Source organism: Acinetobacter sp. NEB 394 (assembly GCF_013374795.1).
Lineage (GTDB): Bacteria > Pseudomonadota > Gammaproteobacteria > Pseudomonadales > Moraxellaceae > Acinetobacter > Acinetobacter johnsonii.
Window position 1 is genome coordinate 1,313,865 of sequence record NZ_CP055277.1, and the last position, 17,745, is coordinate 1,331,609.

Below are 17,745 nucleotides of genomic sequence, written 5' to 3' on the forward strand. Positions count from 1 at the left end.
AGTGAAATATAGAACCGCTATGTTAATAGATCAGAATAAATAGAGATGAAAAAATATTGATTAGAGCAGATTGTTACAGACAGCACAGCCAAATGTAAGAAAATAATTCAGCGTAAGTAGCACCGAAAAATTAAATTTTGAGCCAGCACAGTGCGTTCAAGGCCTATAGGTGATTTACTGCTGATCTAAAATAAGCCAATTATGAAAAAATTGGCTTCATGTGACACGCATTTGTCATATAATTGTCACAATTAAATTGAACAATAGGGGATATTGATATCCTCTTTAGCCGTCTGCATGAATTCTAATATTCCTCCCGTCCAAGATCAGGTGCACGTGACACAGGTCAAGTCGACGAATGTGCACGTACCTACACCGAAATTTTTTATGCCGGTGTTTTTAACGGTCATTATTTCAACGCTAATTTATATTGGCTTTCAGCTTTCTGCTGACTTATCGCATGTTCCTGCACTGAATCTTTACTCTTTAATCCTTTTAGCGACGGCGTTGTTCATTGCTTTGGGTTTTGAGTTTGTAAATGGCTTTCACGATACTGCCAATGCGGTTGCAACGGTCATTTATACCAATGCACTGTCTGCGCCTGTTGCGGTGATGTGGGCTGGTTTCTGTAACTTCCTTGGGGTTATGGTCGCAAGTGGCGCAGTGGCTTACGGTATTATTGCGTTGCTGCCCGTTGAGTTGATTATGAATGTCAGCTCAGGCGCAGGTTTTGCCATGGTGTTTGCCATGTTGATTGCTGCGATTTTGTGGAACTTGGGCACATGGTTCTTGGGTATTCCAGCATCAAGTTCACATACTTTGATTGGTTCAATCTTGGGTGTGGGCATCATGAACTACCTGATGCATTCGGGTAGCGGTGCTTCGGGTGTCGATATGGATCAGGTGATTAAAGTCGGTAAAGCTTTACTGTTTTCACCAATGATCGGTTTTGCTTTTGCAGCAGTGTTGTTCTTATTGGTGAAAAAAATCTTTAAGAAACAACTGGAACTGTTCCAACCACCTGAAGGCAACAAACCACCACCGCCACTGATTCGTGCCATTTTGATTTTTACTTGCACAGGTGTAAGTTTTGCGCACGGTTCAAATGACGGTCAAAAAGGTATGGGGCTAATCATGCTGATTTTGATTGGTATTGTGCCTTTGGCTTATTCTTTAAATAAGAATTTAGATTCACAGCATATTCAGTCATTTGCTCAACTTTCAGATCAAACTGCGGCTGTGATTTATCCGAATCATAACGATATTGCAGATGAAAAAGCCCGTACGGTAATCACGCAATATATTCAAACCAAAGAAATAACCCCAGAAGTCGTACCTGCTTTAGCCAGTTTGACAGATCATTTGGGTGAGCGTGTTGGCCATTATGGAGATCTTAAAGCTATTCCTGAAGCTGAAGTTTCTGCACTACGTAATGACATGTACTTAAGCACGACAGCGTTCAAACGTTTGGATAAAGCGGATCAATTGCCAGCGATGTCGGAAGCGGGCAAAAAGACAGTAAAAGAATATCGTAGTAACCTTGATTCATTCTTACAGTACATCCCAACATGGGTGAAAGTGGCTGTGGCATTGGCTTTAGGTCTAGGTACGATGGTGGGCTGGAAGCGTATTGTCGTGACTGTAGGTGAGCGTATTGGTAAAAACCATATGACTTATGGTCAAGGTATGTCAGCAGAATTGGTGGCGATGACTACGATTGCAGCTGCTGATGGCTTTGGTATGCCCGTATCGACTACACACGTATTGAATTCTGCGGTAGCAGGGACCATGGTGGCAAACAAGTCTGGTCTGAACTTTGCAACAGTAAGAACCATTCTTTCGGCTTGGATCTTTACCTTGCCAGCAACAATCTGTTTATCAGGTGGTTTGTTTTGGTTGTTCCTACAGTTTGTTTAATCTGATTGGTAAAAACCAATAATAAAAAACGCTACCTAAGGTAGCGTTTTTTTTTAGCTCTGTATTTTATGAACGATGCTGTTCATATTTTACTTTTTGAACTTCGCCCAGACTTTGTCTAAAGGTAGTTTATCTGCGGCAAAGCCATAAAGTGCTGCAAAGGGCAGTGCAGTACGTGCTAAATAAGCGACACGCCATAAGCCACCATGGTTTGCACCATGCATCATCAGCTCTAAAGGATGTTCAAGTTTGACCTCCGGATTCGCTACAGACGCAGGATTACGCAGGTCATGGATCCATAAAGCCGCCATGATGGCATTGGTCGTTTCAGGTTTAAAGGCTTCAACATCAAACAAGCTTGCCCCATTAAATGCGGCTTTGAGCAGTGGATTTTTGGTGACGGAATGCGTAGTGGTTGATGGTGCAATGTTTATGCTGACACGTTGACCTTCTGATCGAGCAAGCGTTGCACGCCACTGTTGAATACGCTTAGCCAATGCGTAGTTCGGTCCTTGCTCAATCACTAAACAGTCGGTGATGCCATAAGACTTCGTATTATCTGACTCGACGAGGTCATGTAGGTTTTTCTTAAAAAATAGTTGTCCGCTGAGGGTTGAAATACTTTTACTGATCATCTGCTGAGTTTTAGAACGACCACTGAACTTTTGCTCAGATGCTTTAATGACTTCTTCAGGTACGGCATAGACATCGGTAGGTGTACACATATACATCAAACTGGTATCTGCTTTTTGTGCACTGACATATTGCATGATCGCATCCATTGCAACGGAAACGCGGACATGTTTTTCACCATCCAAATAAGCAATCGCAGCCAAATCTAACTGATGTGGGTTTTGTACTAACCATTGTGCAATTTCAGGCACTTGTGTCAGTAAGTTCGCACCAAGTTTTTCTTTAAGCACAGACACAGGTGTTTCCGCGCTCAAAGCTTCAACTGATGGGGCATATAGCGTGGCATTACCGTGTTGAATGGTGTCTAAAATTTTGCTCCACACACGTCTATTGGGTAAATCAACCGCCACAATATTGGCTTTCCATTGGGCTAACCATGTGAGCGGACCCGCTTCAGATGCCGCACCGAACAAAACCATAGTGCGGTCAGATAAATCAAACCATTCAGGATGTTCCACACAAGCAATTAGTGCTTCAGCATGACTGGGTTCAATCACCCCAGCATCTAACCACGTTTGGATTTGTGCGAGTAATGCATCACCTGTGAGTTGTTGGCCTTTATAAGGTACTGACCACTCAGGTGCAGCATCGCTTTCACCTTTGAGTTTGATGGTGTGTAGCGGTGTAGTTTTAAGTGACATCACATCTTTGAGGAGATGCTTTTGGCCATCGCGATAAAACTCAAACACATTATGTGCTTTGTTGAGCCCATCTTGTGCTATTTGAATCGGTGCAATTTGATTACAAATCCCAAATTCAACTAAGGATTTAAAATAGCGTGGATATTGTTTACGCCAGTTCTTTTCTGTAAGTGCAGTAACAGAGCTTTGGTGATCAACATTGGCTAAGGCCTCTGCAATAATCTCTTTCCCTGTACGTGAGGTGCTAACTTTTTGTGTTTTCGAGTAAATTGGAAATTGAAGACCATCTAAGGGATTGGACATGCAAGAAATCTCACTGGCATTTGCTATTTATATACAGTTGTAAACATTATCTATGCCAAATCAAATTCCTGCTTGGCATTTCATGCCAAATTTATGTAAAAATATATGTAATAAAAAAGCCTTCTGAATAGAAGGCTTTTGAGTTTAGCAGCGACCTTTTTTGGCCTGTCCGGGTGGGCAGAAATCGCCTTGGCCATGAGGATAATAAGAACGATCAGGATCGACGATGATACTCCCTTCAGGGGTGTGTACCGCACAGGCTGTAAAACTGAGGCTGATCATCAAGGCTGCAAATATAGACATTATTTTCATCGCAATTTCCTTGGTTTATTGTGGTCCTGATGTTCATTGTAAAAATTAGGACCACCCGTTGCTGTAGAAAAATGTTACTGAGCCTATATGCGTATGGATGCAATCCATGTGCAATCTAGGCGTTCGGTTTTAAATAGGTAACTGGGTTAATTTGCTCAGAAAATGTGGAATAAGACGCGGCTCTAAAATTAAGGTCATTATGACCCCATAAGCAGCTCCCCAAAGATGGGCGCTATGGTTGATGTTGGAGTTGCCTTTTTTACCCGACCAGATGCTATAGGCCACGTACAACACTGCAAAAATAATCGCAGGCACGGGAATAAAAAATACAAAAATCAGCTTCCAAGGTTCAAACAACACATAAGCGAACAATACCGCAGAGACCGCACCAGAAGCACCAAGGCTTGCCCAGCGCACATCATTCTTATGTTTTAAATAACTTGGTAAAATGGCAAAAATTAAGCCACCCAGATAAAACAAAATAAAACCTAACTCATAGAAGTATTGACGGTAAAAACTTTCAATAATGCTACCAAAGAAAAACAAGGTGAACATATTGAACAGGAGATGCATACCATCGGCATGAATAAAGCCATGTGTAATAAAACGATCGTATTGTCCACGTTGCATCGCAGGAGGCCAGAAAATCAGACGATTCATCACGTTCTGATTTGAAAATGCCACCATAGAAATAATGACCGTAATAATAATGATCGTAACTGTATGATTAAAAGGTAAATCCAACATTTCTGAGATGTTCTACATATAACTATCTTGTGGTCATAATGCCATTAAATTGAGCGGAAAGATGAACTTTCACAATAAATCCGACAATTTTGGTTGATTTTTTTTAATTACCCCGCATCTTCAGTTAAAATAGCAACTTCAGCTTGAGGAAATGATTGTTATGTCGACTGAGAACAGCAGCACTGCAGTTGCAGAGGAAATTCCAAACTTATTGATTACTCCGACTGCACAAGAGTATTTACGTGATTTATTAGAAAAACAAAATACACCGGGCATTGCTGTACGTGTATTCGTTGAAAATCCGGGTACACCACGTGCTGAATGTTGTATGGCATATAGTGCGCCTGAAGAAGTGATCCCAACCGATTACCGTCAAGATTATCCAGACTTTCCTGCGTATATCGACACACCGTCTATTCCATACTTATTAGATGCGGTGATTGATTACAACAAAGACCGTTTTGGTGGGCAGTTGACATTCCGCGCACCAAACTCGAAAGTACCACGCGTTGGTCCTGATGCATCAATTGAAGAGCGTATTACGTATATTCTTCAGTCTGAAATTAACCCAGGTCTAGCTGGTCATGGCGGTAACTGTGCATTGGTTGAAGTTGTTGAAGATGAAGAGCATGGTTTAACGGCTGTATTAAAATTTGGTGGTGGTTGCCAAGGTTGTTCAGCAATTGACGTCACTTTGAAACAAGGTGTTGAAACGACTCTGCAACAGCACATTCCTGAGTTAAGTCGTGTCATCGACCAGACAGATCATACACAGGCAGAAGGCGCGTACTTCAAATAATTTTAAACCATTTTACTAAATAACCTCCTTAAATTAGGGGGTTATATTTTATCTAAAGGCAAAATGTAATTGATAATAATTATCAATATTTATTGCAATATGTTTATCATTTGTTAAGATGGTCTACGAAATTTACACAATCTCTCCTTCTTTTGTATTTGGGTGTATGCGTTATGGGTAAAAATCTGACGAGATCAACTTTAGCTTTGGCTGTTGTAGGGGCAATGAGTTCATTTGCGATGGCGAATGACGTTGTGGAAACCACAAAAGAGAAAGAAGCAACACAATTACAGACGATTGTATTAACGGCTGAGGAACAGGTTAAGCAGTCTCTAGGCGCATCTATTATTACGGATAAAGATTTAGAAAAATTACCTGTTGTAAATGATATTTCTGAATATGTACGTCGGATGCCTGGCGTAAATTTAACAGGCAATAGTGCAACGGGACAACGTGGTAATAACCGCCAAATTGATATTCGCGGTATGGGCCCAGAAAATACCTTGATTTTGGTTGATGGTAAGCCTGTGAATTCGAGAAATTCTGTGCGTTATGGCTGGAGAGGGGAACGTGATACCCGCGGTGACTCAAACTGGGTGCCTGCAGATGCAATTGAATCTATTGAAGTATTACGTGGTCCAGCGGCTGCTCGTTATGGCTCAGGTGCCATGGGTGGTGTTGTTAATATTAAAACTAAAAAAGTCACAAACGAAGTTCATGGTTCGGTTGAGGTATTTACTAACCAACCTGAGAACTCAAAAGAAGGTTCGAGCCATCGAGAAAGTTTTAACTTGAGTGGTCCAATTATTAAGGACGTATTGTCTTATCGTTTATATGGAAATTATAACAAGACAGATGCCGATGCTGCAGATATCAACCCACTGACAGAAAGTGGTAGTCGTGCAGCAGGTCGAGAAGGCGTTGAGAATAAAGATATCTCAGGGCGTTTAGCTTGGCAGATTAATGATTAACAGAGCTTGACTCTTGACACTTCATTTGGTCGTCAAGGGAATGAATATACAGGTGATATTCAAAACAGTAATGCAGATGCAACCAATCCAGATTCTAGCTTTAGCAACATTGCGTACGTCAATGGATTGTTAGGTAAAGAAACTAATACGATGTACCGGGACAGTTATGCTTTAACCCATGAAGGAAAATGGGCATGGGGTGATACAAAATTATTGGCTCAATTTGATAAAACTAAAAATAAGCGTATTCCTGAGTCATTAGCTGGTGGGCCAGAAGGAAGTCCAAATTCATTTGATAAAAAAACGTCGGTGCTAGATACCACACGTTTTAATGCTGAAACCAATATTCCATTGGATATATTTCTTCCTCAAGCACTCACCTTGGGCGCAGAGTGGGTTGAAGATAAGTTTAGTGATGCAACCAGTACAGTACAAGCAGATGCCTCTGGTTTGGTACAGTTGCCATCTGATCGTACTCACATGAAATCACGAATTGCTTCTGCATACATTGAAGATAACTTTAAAGTAACTGATGCAACAGATTTGGTCTTGGGAGTTCGTTTTGATGATCATAGTAAGTCTGGGTCAAACTGGAGTCCAAGTTTAAACATTACCCAAAAACTTGGAGATTACTTCACTTTAAAAGGTGGTATAGCAAGAGCATATAAAGCGCCAAATATGTATCAAAATGCAGAAGGCTACTTACTCTTTACACGCGGGAATGGTTGTCCTGACACCACAGCAACGGCTTCGGGAAGTTGCTATTTAGTTGGAAATGCAGACTTAAAACCTGAGACTTCTATTAACAAGGAAGTGGGTATCCAGTTTGAAAAAGATATTGTGAATGCAAGCTTAACGTGGTTCCGTAATGATTATGAACCGTACCGGGTTTGTCGGAGACCACTTTTCTTGAGAGAATGTCCCGATGAAAAAAGTAAAATACACCCCTGAAATCAGAGATAGAGCGGTTCAATTATTGATTGAATCTGAAAAAGATTATCCTTCTACTTGGGCTGCAATCACCGCTATTGCTCCCAAGATAGGTTGTACTCCTGAAACTCTACGTGTTTGGTATCAAAAATATTTAGATAAACAAAACCCAATTAAAGTACAGCAACTTTCAGATCAAGAACGTATTAAACAACTCGAACGTGAAAATAAAGAACTGCAACGTGCTAACGAAATTCTACGTAAAGCAGCCGCTTTTTTCGCCCAGGCGGAGCTCGACCGCCCACACAAATAATGGTGGATTTTATCCAGAACAATAAAGATCGATATGGTGTTGAAGCGATTTGTAGAATTTTACCGATTGCAGCTTCGACCTATTATCGGGCTTTAGATCTCGTTGATAACCCAGAACATCGAGCGAAACGTGCTCTGCATGATTTACATCATGCAGAGCAAATCAAACGTATTTGGAAAGAAAGTTTAGGTCGATATGGTGTGCGTAAGGTCTGGCAACAATTGAAACGTGAAGGTTGTGTTATCGCACGTTGTACAGTTGCTCGATTGATGCAGAAGCTAGGTATACAAGGTGTTTGGCGTGGTAAGAATAAACAAACCACCCGTAGCCGAGATGATCAAAAACGAGCAGATGATTTAGTGAAACGTAATTTTAATGCTGATCATCCAAACCAACTATGGGTCGCTGACTTCACGTATATTCAAACTCATTCAGGCTGGGTCTATACCGCCTTTATTATTGATGTGTTCTCGCGAGCAATTGTTGGATGGAAAGTATCAACACGTATGAATACAGATATGGTGCTCGATGCACTGGAGCAAGCATTGCATGATCGAGGCATGCCAAAGAACGTGATTCATCATAGTGACAGAGGCGTGCAATATCTTTCCATTCGTTATACCAATCGTTTAGAAGCAGCAAATTTACGAGCATCAGTCGGTACGACCGGTGATTCATACGATAATGCTTTGGCTGAAACGGTGAATGGCTTATACAAAACAGAGGTGATTGAATATTTAAAAGCGGATTGGCAAGGTTTAGCGGATGTACAACTTGCGACACTAAACTGGGTAGATTGGTTCAATAAAGAGCGTGTACACAGTGCACTGGGTTATGTATCACCTTTTGAGTTTGAAGCAATGTACTATGATAAGATTAACCCGTTAGGTCAGGTGGCCTAACTTAAATAAAAAAGTCTCCGACAAACCCGGTACGGTTCATTATAAAAACAAAATCACATCAGGTGACGAAGTCGTTGGAACGACAACCGTAGGTTCAACAACATATCATTTATTAGAGTGGACCAATATTCCAAAGGCTTTAATTCAAGGTCTAGAAGGAAGTGTTAGCTTAGATTTTGGTAATATTAATTGGACAAACAACTTTACTTATATGATGGATTCAGTGAATAAAACCACAGGAAATCCTCTGTCAGTTGTACCTAATTACACGATTAATTCGATTTTCAACTATGATATTACAGATCAATTTGATGTGAATTTCGTTTATACCCAATATGGTCGCCAAAAACCACGTCAATTTGCTGAAACGCGTAATACAACGATGAACACGAAAAGTGTGCCAAGCTATGGTATCGCAGGGATTAATGTTGGATACAAATTTACAGATCAATTTAGCGGTCGTTTAGGTGTGAGTAATTTATTTGATGAGCAACTTGTTCGTAATAATGACTTGAACCAAACCTACAACGAACCAGGTCGAGCTTATTATGCGAGCTTGAAGTACGCATTCTAAATTATGAAAGAAAAAAGCCGCATAATGCGGCTTTTTTTATGGCTTTAAAATCGCTTGTGCTTGGTCAGAATAATAAAACTGTTCTAAATAATAGCGTGCTCGATCACGTAAGTAATCAGAACGAATGAGCTCTTGAATAATAGGATTCAACAAATCTTGAAGTTGATTTTGGACTAGGGCTTCGTCGATATTTAAGTCGCGTAGTAGTAAATCAAAAGGACGTTCTTGGTTGCGAATGTACCAAGCGTAAACACCATCATGCACCTGTTGCTGCAGATAGTCTGTTTGACGCATATGCTCCCAAATTTCGTGCCCGATAGTGACAGTTTGAGGCAAGTCCTGTACTTCAATATAATTTTTCAAAACTGATAAAGGCATATCTTTGATTTTGTGCCAGAGGTTGGCTTGAAAGTGATATAGCTTTTCATCATTAAAGTTTTGATTTAACACTTGTTCACTCATTTGACTGAGTTTTAAGATGTTCTTTTGTAAATAATGCCCAATAGTGTCATTTAGGTTTGAGTCTGTGACGGTTTCCAGAACGGACTTGCCCATTTTCATAAAACTAGAAACACCCGGCACACGTTTGGTTATGACGGAGTTGTTTAAATAGTCTTGAATTGAGTGCTGAATGAGCTGAGTAATCATGGCTGAAAAAGCTGGGTTATTTACTACAGTTTTAATTAGACGCTGACGATGCCCACTTTTACTCGTGACATACTGCGCAATTTTATCGATGGTGAGTACAGGAATCACATCGGCAATTTTTGTTGTTTCATTGATGGGATGTATTAAAGCAAACTTGATGTGCTCAGCAATTTGTGAGATTAGATGATCGGTTGCAGGTGTGGCTAGGATTTGTTTTTGCAACAACGCATTGATGTCTTCAAAGCTCCACAGTTGCTGTAAATTTTGTTTTCTAAACCATTGATAAAAGAGGGTGAATTCATTTTGTACGGTACTTGCTTGCGAAAACTCATGATCTAAAAAATTAAGATGAGCTTCAATGAGCTGCTCAATCATCGGGTGTTTCTGCATACGTACTCAACAAAATTAATTTAGTGGAATCAGTTTATCAGCCAATGGATTTTTTAACTTTTGTGTTTTTGCAAGAAAAGGCAGGTAGTGCTGTGCAACGGCCTGTTCTGCCTCCAAAAGTGGCATATGACCAACATTGTTAAGGATGACAGGAGCTTCAGCATGTTTCAATAAGGATTTGAGTTCATTCGCCACTTCGACATTGATAATTTTGTCCTGCTTACCCCATAAAATGAGGGTGGGTGCTTCAATATTTCGGGTCACTCGAGCAAAGGAGTCAGTGGTATAAATTCGGTTCAAGGTCACCAATTGATCAATCACTTTACTGTTTTTTTCAGCCTGAGTAATTAACTGTTTTTCTTGGGCGCGTTTTAAATAATAGGGCATTTTGATTGGGGTTTGCATGACACGTTGCATCACATCATCTAAATCGCCCGGCTTGCTCACAATCAAGTGCTTTAAATAATGCGGGTCTTTGGCATAGTTGGTGTTGGCGTTTTTATAAATGCCTGCACTGTTTAATAAAAACAAACTTTGCGTGTCAAAAGGGTATTGCGCGGCATATAGAGTTGCAATTGAACCACCAATGGAATGTCCTGCAACATTCAGCTTATCTTGTATATGAATAGCTTCAACAAAACGACGGAGTCGCTCTGTGACATTTGGCATAGAGAGATCAAAATCATCTGGGACTTTGGTGTCGCCGTTGGTTGGAAGGTCAGGGATGACTACGTGGTAATAGGGGGTTAGAAACTGTGCCACACGGTTCCAATTGTCTCGATTTCCAGCAAAACCATGAATCAGCAAAATCGTTGGCTTATCAACTGCACCGCCTTCGTTATAGCTCCAAACGATGTCATCCACTTTAAGTGTTTTGGTTTTTAAGCCGGCGGTGACTCGCTCTTGTAGAAGGTAGCTTTGTAAACTGAGCTTGTCTTTGATGATGGTATTTTCTACCGCATGGCTGGCGAAAGAAAATGACAAAGCTAAGGCGAATAGACCAGCCTTTAGACTTTGTTTCAAGACGGATTTTGAGCGCATCATCATGGTTCATCCTTAAACGGAGATGAATAAAAAAACTGACCGAATAAGATAAAAATGCTCTGATTTTGAATAGTTTTTATGTTTATTTACAGGTCTGTTTGATTCTAATAGCTTTCATGCAAATGTCATTAATTATTTATTTGAAAGGATATACTGCATTTGGATAAAGTGTGAACTGCATAACAATTCGATTGAGATAAAATGCAAATTTAAAATCAAGCAAAAAAAGAAGCGGCTATGTTTTTTGCAAGTGACAATCAATTTCGCTGGGATTAAACTAGTCCAACTTAATAACAACCGAGTGGGAAAGGGAATGCTAACAGCTCAAGAAGCTTTAAGCCGTCTAAAACAAGGTAACCAACGTTTTGTAGCGGGTGAGACAACCCACCATAAGCAATTGTCTCACCAAGCACGAGCAGAGATGGCGGAAGACCAAAATCCATTTGCCATTGTACTGGGATGTTCTGATTCTCGTGTGCCTGCAGAAATGGTCTTTGACCAAGGTTTGGGTGATCTGTTTGTTATTCGTGTTGCAGGAAATGTAGTTGCACCTTCACAGGTTGGCAGTGTTGAGTTTGCTGCTGAGCGTTATGACTGTGCGGTCGTTGTGGTACTTGGTCATAGCCATTGTGGCGCGATTCAAGCCACCATTGACACCCTGATGAACCCAGATAGCCCACCGTCTGCAAACTTGATGTCGATTGTAAACCGTGTCCGTCCTTCGGTTGAAACCTTGATGCAAACTGAACTGAAACATGATTTATGCAAACTGTCTAAACACGCGGTGCGTTCAAATGTATTTGCCTCTGTAAATCAGTTACGTCATGGATCAGCTGTGCTTGAAAGTTTAATTGCCAAAGGCAAGTTACAAGTGGTTGGCGCTGAGTACTCACTTGAAAGTGGTGAAGTGGTTTTTTTTGACTTCTGATCCTATGTGCTGATCAGAGTAAAAGGCGCTTTATAAAGCGCCTTTTATATAGGGATAAGCTAAATTTAATAAAATAGGCTGTGCTTTGCCATTTGGATGAACCAAATCTTTTTGCATCAAGCTTTTATTTCCCGCTACACCTTCCAAAAAGAAGGGCAGCAATTTAACTTTGTATTGTTGACTGACCACTTTGTAATTATTTTCAAATGCCTTGCTATAGGCTGTGCCATAGTTTGGTGGCATTTTCATTCCCAAGACAACCACAGTGGCATTGGCTTTTTGACTCTGTTGAATCAGTTGCGCTAAATTTTTTTGAATCATCTGAGGGGGTTGACCACGGAGTCCATCATTCCCTCCAAGCTCAATCACCACCACATTTGGCTTATGCGTTTGCAACAGTTTGGGTAAACGAGCCAAAGCTCCACTGGTGGTTTCACCACTCACACTGGCATTGACCACTTTGTGTTGTTTCGGATACTGTTGGTCTAACCGTTTTTGCAGTAAATTTACCCATGCTTGCTGTGGTTCTATGCCATAACCTGCACTAATGCTATCTCCTAAAACCATCACGGTTTTTGCAAAAACCCAAGTGGGGCTTAGGCACAGTGCAAGCAAAACCAAGTATGAACTGATACGTTTTTTAAATTTGCGATTTTGCACGAATATTTGCATATAGGGATGTTATGACCCAAGTTCATAGTGATGTAAGCATCATGCCACAAGTGATTATTTCTGCCCAGCAACTGACACAAAAGATTAGGGTGTGTTGACACTTTTAGCTTAAAAAAATAGCGAAGTAGTAAAATCAAATCACCAAACCCAATTTTACTATTCGCTATGCCTCGTACCATGCTGACAGATCAACACTGGCAAAAGTTGAAAGTTATTCTGCGTAATTTATCCATTCACCACAACTCAAATTTACGCAATTTTATTGAAGCTATTCTCTATAGAATTAGAACAGGTTGTCCGTGGCGAGATATTCCTTCTTGTTTTGGTCATTCAAACTCTATTTTCAAACGTTTTAATCGTTGGTCAAGCAGCGGTAAGTTACTTAGATTATTCAAATTACTAGCCTCATGCCCCGATATGGAATGGATTTTTATTGATGGCTCTCATGTACGTGCTCATCAACATTCTGCCGGCATAGCGAATCAATCTATTTCTAAAAGTGTAGGAGGAAACTCCTCAAAAATACATTTGATTGTTGATGCACATGGTAATCCTATTGATTTCATGATTACCGATGGAACCACACATGATGTTAAAGTTGCGCCTGATTTAATATCAACATTAGATTTAAAAGAGACAAAAGTGGTATGCGCAGATAAAGGCTATGATTCAGAACCACTGCGTGAACAGATCAGGAAAACAGGGACTAAAGCGAATATACCAAAGAAAACGAATAGCCAATCGAACAATGACCATATGGACTGGTATTTATATAAAATCAGGCATTTAGTTGAAAATATGTTTTGTAGATTAAAGCAATTTAGAGGAATAGCTACTCGATATGACAAGCTCAAAAGAAATTATCAAAGTTCTGTTGCCTTAGCCTGTATATTTTTATGGCTACCGTTATAGGGTTAATTATGAACAGTAAGTGTCAACAGACCCTAAACTTCCGCAAAAAGAACTGACCATTTTCTCAGATTTGAGTCTGAGCATATTAGCAGGTGAACAAGTCGCAATTACAGGACGTTCAGGTTCTGGAAAATCTACCTTACTGGGTATTTTGGCGACTTTAGATCAGGCCAGCGATGGTGAGTTAATCGTTTGTGGTGAAAGTATTTCCAAGCTCAATGAAGAACAGCGTGCACAGGTGCGTTTAAAGCATATTGGCTTTGTATTTCAGTCCTTTCAACTGCTGCCACACCTGACTGCGGTTGAAAATGTGATGCTCCCGTTACGGCTTCATGCATCATTTAACTTCGCTGAAGCGGAGCAACGCGCTTTGAGTTTGTTGCAAAAGGTTGGATTAGAGCGACAAGCCACCCAAACACCGAAGGTACTTTCGGGTGGGGAGCAGCAGCGCGTCGCAATTGCTCGTGCATTGATTGCTGAGCCAAAAATTATCTTTGCCGATGAACCAACAGGAAACTTAGACAGTCAAACTGCGCGAGAAATTGAGCAATTATTGTTTCAATTGAACCGTGAGTTGGGTACGACCCTGATTTTAGTGACGCATGACCATACGCTTGCAGAACAGTGCCAGCGCCATTTTGAATTACTCGATGGACAGTTGATCGAACATCCTCGAACGGGAGGATAAAATGAATTCGCTATTTCAACCCTTACTGAAGCAAAGTTTTAAAAGTAGCGGTGTGTATTTATTGATTATTGCGTTGATTCTCGCGATCAGTGCAACGACCGCGCTGAAGTTTAGTAATGAGCAAATTCAAAATGCCGTAGCGCTTCAAGCCGCTGAGATGCTAGCAGGGGACTTGGTTTTAACGGACAGCCAAAAACTCGACCCGAAATGGAAAGCACAAGCGACAGCTCTTGATTTAACGCAATCTGAAGTCACTGTCTTTAGTTCGATGGCATATACCGATGATCAGTTTGTTATGGTTAATGTCAAAGCCATCGATCAAGCCTTCCCTCTGCGCGGAGAGTTACGTATTCAGCCTGCTGCTAAGCATATTGCTTCAGGTGAAGCTTGGTTGAGTCAGCGTGCTATGGATTTGCTACGGGTTAAACTGGGCGATCAACTCAATATTGCAGATGGTGTGTTTAAGATCACAGGCTTGATTGAGCATGATTCCAATCAAGAGTTAGGCTTTTCGGGGTTCTCGCCGACGGTGATTATCTCAAAAGCAGATATTGCCAAGACCAATGCTATACAAGTCGGTAGTCGTATTGACTATCGTCTACTGATGGCAGGTACAGCACAAAATACTCAGCAGTTTGAAGCAACTTTTAAGAAGCAGAATGTATTGTCTGAAGAGGTCAGTGCGGCAGCTCAAAGTGTCAATGCTGAAGAGCCACAAAACAGCTTACGCTTACGCAATGCCAGTGAGGGTAATACCCGCTTAATGAAACCAATTGCAAATTTGGACACTTTTTTGCAGTTAGCGAATATTTTAACGATTTTGCTGTGTGGAATTGCGATTGCTTTGACCAGTCAGCGCTTTGTACAACAAAACCAAGATCACATTGCGCTATTGCGTTGTATGGGGGCGGCGAAGTCACAAATTCTCTGGGCTTATCTCAGCTTGTTGGGTGTGGTGTTCTTGCTTGCCATGCTGGTCGGGAGTGCAGTGGGGGTAGGGTTGGGTTATGGCCTGTTACAGCTAATGTTACAACTGATTCCACACTTAAGTATTGCATTTTCAGCGTGGGATATGCTGCTCGGGCCGATTCCGATTGCCATGTTGACCAGTGCCGTAGTACTTCTGGGTTTTGTCTTACCGAGTTTTTGGGAACTTTTGAATACCCCACCGATCCGAGTCATTCGCAGTCAAGAAAAATCGGTTTCGTCTATGTTTTGGATGTTGCTCGCAGGAACGGCAAGTCTTGTATTATTTAGTATTGTTCTGACTGAAAACATGGTACTGACAGCCATGGTGATTGGTGCAATTATCCTTCTATGTGTAGTGTTATACAGTGTGGTTTGGCTGAGTTTGAAGTTTATCCGTGGCTTGAAAAATGCGGTTTCTGCTTATGTCCGCACACCTTACCAGACTGCGTTTCAGATTACCGCTTTGGCTTTGGGGCTTAGTTTAATTACGGTCTTAGCCGTCTTACGAACCGATTTGTTAGAGCGTTGGCAGCAGCAAATCCCTGCGGGAACGCCCAATCAGTTTGTATATGGTTTACCGCCTTTTGACATGCCTGAGTTAAAAGCACAAATTGAGCAGAACCACTGGAACAGTACGCCGCTCTATCCGAATATTCGAGGTAGACTGATTGCCAAAAATGGACAGCCTTTTGCTGAGGATTTGGTGAAGCAAAATAATTCCTTACGCCGCGAATTAAATTTGACTCAAGCAGACCGTTATCCTAAAGATAATGTAATTGTCTCTGGCGCATCAAAACTCACAGCAAAAGGACAAGTTTCGGTAGAAGCCAATACCGCAACAGAGCTTGAGATAAAAGTGGGGGATCAACTGACCTTTAGCTTACCTGAGGGTGTCATTCACGCCAAAGTGGCGAACTTACGAACTGTAGAATGGGAAAGTTTTAGCCCAAACTTCTTCTTTATTTTTGCGCCACAGACCATGGATGAAAATGCGGGCAGTTATTTGGGCAGTTTCTATGTTCCTGAGTCAGACAAAGCGAAATTGGTCAGTATCATTCAACAATTTTCCAACACCGTCTTTATTGATGTCAGTTTAATTTTAGATGAAATTAAGCGCATCGTGACGGTGCTGGTGCAGATTGTCACGATCCTTGCAGTTTTAGTGAGTATTTCAGGTATTCTGGTTTTAATTGCTTGCCTGAACTTACTTATGGATGAGCGTAAACGTGAAGTGGCGCTCTTACGTTCATTTGGTGGTTCCAAGCAAAAACTCAGAACTATGCTCAGTCTAGAAATTGGCTTTATTGGTTTTATGGCAGGTGTGGTTTCTTGTTTATTTGCTGAAGCAATAAGTGCAGTAGCATGTTATCGCATGGGATTAGCTATTCAGCCACACTGGGAAATCTGGCTCATTTTACCACTGTTCATGACCTTACTCTGCGCGCTGATTGGGCGTTATCGCTTAAGTTATCTCAGTGATATTCCGCCTTTACAAAGTTTGAGAGAGATCAATCAATCGTGATTGATCTCTTAACATGTTAAGCGTTGAATCTTAGAAATTGAGCTGTTGACGCATCATCATTAACACTTCTGACCATAAGGGTTGAATATAGACCACAAGGTTTTGGCAGTGTAAGTAAAACCAATACGAACCGCAGGCTGCCAAAGCAAGGCTCAGCGGCATAATCCAACGCTGCTGTGTCTTTTGGGAGAGATACCAAAGTGCCGCCAAAATAGTACCCATCAACATGCCGCCAATATGTGCGGCATTGTTAATCCCTGAAATCATAAAGCCCATGGCTAAGTTGATTCCCATCACGATGAGCAAAGTCTTTTTATCTAAAATAAAACGTTGCTGTGGGAGCATCGGTAGTAGCGATAGAACCGTCAGTGCTGCGCCCAGTCCCATGACGGCACCTGAAGCCCCTGCACCGACACGCGGCAAGAGTTCAGGGTTTGCTAAACCCACACGAATCAGTTCATAACTGTCTTGAATGGCAATATAACCACTGAGCAAGCTACCCATGAGACCAGCAAGAACATATAGCGCAAGAAAATAGACACGTCCAAAAATTTGCTCCAGCACACTGCCAAAAATATACAGCGCCCACATGTTCAACATGAGGTGAACCAAGCCAAAATGAAAGAACATACTGCTCAATAAACGCATCGGTTCAGTCAAGAAGGTGAGCGGTGCATAGTCTGCTCCCCAGCGTATGGCATCAGCCGTACTTGGATTGCTGACATCCATGCCATGCAGGACTTGCCAAAAAAACAGTCCAACATTCACGGCAATAATGACGGCGGTAATCCACCATAAATGTACGTCGAATTTTGTTTTGATTTGCGGAGGTGTAAGCTCGGTCATGCTATTCTTGCTAAAATTTTGCTA

At 41.3% G+C, this 17,745-nt stretch carries 14 protein-coding genes, 2 pseudogenes and 1 other annotated feature; of the genes and pseudogenes, 9 read left to right on the forward strand and 7 right to left on the reverse strand.

Features of this window, described 5'->3' with window-relative positions; genetic code table 11:
- Positions 1 to 297 precede the first annotated feature (297 nt).
- The gene (locus HUK62_RS06215; RefSeq protein WP_176537381.1) at positions 298 to 1,917 is read left to right on the forward strand and encodes an inorganic phosphate transporter; all 1,620 of its coding nucleotides are present in this window, start codon (positions 298 to 300) and stop codon (positions 1,915 to 1,917) included.
- A gap of 89 nt (positions 1,918 to 2,006) precedes the next feature.
- Here HUK62_RS06215 and HUK62_RS06220 read toward each other — a convergent pair whose 3' ends face one another.
- The 3 genes from HUK62_RS06220 to HUK62_RS06230 all read right to left on the reverse strand — a co-directional run bounded on the left by HUK62_RS06220 (position 2,007) and on the right by HUK62_RS06230 (position 4,613).
- On the reverse strand, positions 2,007 to 3,554 hold the full coding sequence (locus HUK62_RS06220; protein ID WP_176537382.1) for a hypothetical protein: 1,548 nt from the start codon (positions 3,552 to 3,554) through the stop codon (positions 2,007 to 2,009).
- 144 nt (positions 3,555 to 3,698) lie between these two features.
- Positions 3,699 to 3,866 (reverse strand): hypothetical protein, encoded by a 168-nt coding sequence (locus HUK62_RS06225; RefSeq protein ID WP_004694400.1) that lies wholly within the window; start codon positions 3,864 to 3,866, stop codon positions 3,699 to 3,701.
- A gap of 129 nt (positions 3,867 to 3,995) precedes the next feature.
- Positions 3,996 to 4,613, reverse strand: coding sequence for a rhomboid family intramembrane serine protease (locus HUK62_RS06230; protein ID WP_062034421.1), 618 nt, complete (start codon positions 4,611 to 4,613; stop codon positions 3,996 to 3,998).
- A gap of 160 nt (positions 4,614 to 4,773) precedes the next feature.
- Between HUK62_RS06230 and nfuA the strand changes: the two genes are divergently transcribed.
- The 4 genes and pseudogenes from nfuA to HUK62_RS06250 all read left to right on the forward strand — a co-directional run.
- Positions 4,774 to 5,412, forward strand: coding sequence for a Fe-S biogenesis protein NfuA (gene nfuA, locus HUK62_RS06235; RefSeq protein ID WP_176537383.1), 639 nt, complete (start codon positions 4,774 to 4,776; stop codon positions 5,410 to 5,412).
- Positions 5,413 to 5,585: 173 nt separating this feature from the next.
- Positions 5,586 to 7,262 (forward strand): annotated as a pseudogene (locus HUK62_RS06240) (FepA family TonB-dependent siderophore receptor); the annotation flags it as partial.
- A 46-nt stretch (positions 7,263 to 7,308) separates the two neighbouring features.
- Positions 7,309 to 8,528, forward strand: a protein-coding gene (locus HUK62_RS06245) for an IS3 family transposase (RefSeq protein WP_176537384.1) whose coding sequence is annotated in 2 segments (ribosomal slippage) — positions 7,309 to 7,585 and positions 7,585 to 8,528 — 1,221 coding nt in all. Because the reading frame shifts where the segments join, the coding sequence is not laid out codon by codon here.
- Positions 7,584 to 7,700: a sequence feature (AL1L pseudoknot), on the forward strand. It overlaps the preceding gene by 117 nt.
- 40 nt (positions 8,529 to 8,568) lie before the next feature.
- Positions 8,569 to 9,102, forward strand: a pseudogene (locus tag HUK62_RS06250) (TonB-dependent receptor); the annotation flags it as partial.
- A 36-nt stretch (positions 9,103 to 9,138) separates the two neighbouring features.
- Here the strand turns inward: HUK62_RS06250 and HUK62_RS06255 are convergent.
- Together HUK62_RS06255 and HUK62_RS06260 are read right to left on the reverse strand one after the other, a co-directional pair.
- Positions 9,139 to 10,140, reverse strand: a complete 1,002-nt coding sequence (locus tag HUK62_RS06255; RefSeq protein ID WP_176537385.1) for a hypothetical protein — start codon at positions 10,138 to 10,140, stop codon at positions 9,139 to 9,141.
- Positions 10,141 to 10,155: 15 nt separating this feature from the next.
- The gene (locus HUK62_RS06260; RefSeq protein WP_176537386.1) at positions 10,156 to 11,187 is read right to left on the reverse strand and encodes an alpha/beta hydrolase; all 1,032 of its coding nucleotides are present in this window, start codon (positions 11,185 to 11,187) and stop codon (positions 10,156 to 10,158) included.
- Positions 11,188 to 11,497: 310 nt separating this feature from the next.
- Between HUK62_RS06260 and HUK62_RS06265 the strand changes: the two genes are divergently transcribed.
- Positions 11,498 to 12,112 (forward strand): carbonic anhydrase, encoded by a 615-nt coding sequence (locus tag HUK62_RS06265; protein WP_004981036.1) that lies wholly within the window; start codon positions 11,498 to 11,500, stop codon positions 12,110 to 12,112.
- Positions 12,113 to 12,142: 30 nt separating this feature from the next.
- Here the strand turns inward: HUK62_RS06265 and HUK62_RS06270 are convergent, their stop codons facing one another.
- Positions 12,143 to 12,784 carry an arylesterase gene (locus tag HUK62_RS06270; RefSeq protein WP_176537387.1) on the reverse strand — a complete coding sequence of 214 codons (642 nt, stop codon included), beginning with the start codon at positions 12,782 to 12,784 and terminating at the stop codon, positions 12,143 to 12,145.
- A gap of 165 nt (positions 12,785 to 12,949) precedes the next feature.
- Between HUK62_RS06270 and HUK62_RS06275 the strand changes: the two genes are divergently transcribed.
- The 3 genes from HUK62_RS06275 to HUK62_RS06285 are packed head-to-tail and all read left to right on the forward strand — an operon-like array spanning position 12,950 to position 16,875.
- Entirely contained in the window at positions 12,950 to 13,696 is a 747-nt protein-coding gene (locus HUK62_RS06275; RefSeq protein ID WP_005262957.1) for an IS5-like element ISAba31 family transposase, read from the forward strand.
- A gap of 19 nt (positions 13,697 to 13,715) precedes the next feature.
- Complete coding sequence (locus HUK62_RS06280) at positions 13,716 to 14,384, forward strand: ABC transporter ATP-binding protein (RefSeq protein WP_176537388.1); 669 nt, start codon at positions 13,716 to 13,718, stop codon at positions 14,382 to 14,384.
- A gap of 1 nt (position 14,385) precedes the next feature.
- Positions 14,386 to 16,875 carry an FtsX-like permease family protein gene (locus HUK62_RS06285; RefSeq protein ID WP_176537389.1) on the forward strand — a complete coding sequence of 830 codons (2,490 nt, stop codon included), beginning with the start codon at positions 14,386 to 14,388 and terminating at the stop codon, positions 16,873 to 16,875.
- A gap of 30 nt (positions 16,876 to 16,905) precedes the next feature.
- Here the strand turns inward: HUK62_RS06285 and HUK62_RS06290 are convergent, their stop codons facing one another.
- Positions 16,906 to 17,721, reverse strand: a complete 816-nt coding sequence (locus HUK62_RS06290; RefSeq protein WP_176537390.1) for a rhomboid family intramembrane serine protease — start codon at positions 17,719 to 17,721, stop codon at positions 16,906 to 16,908.
- Between the last annotated feature and the right edge of the window lie 24 nt (positions 17,722 to 17,745).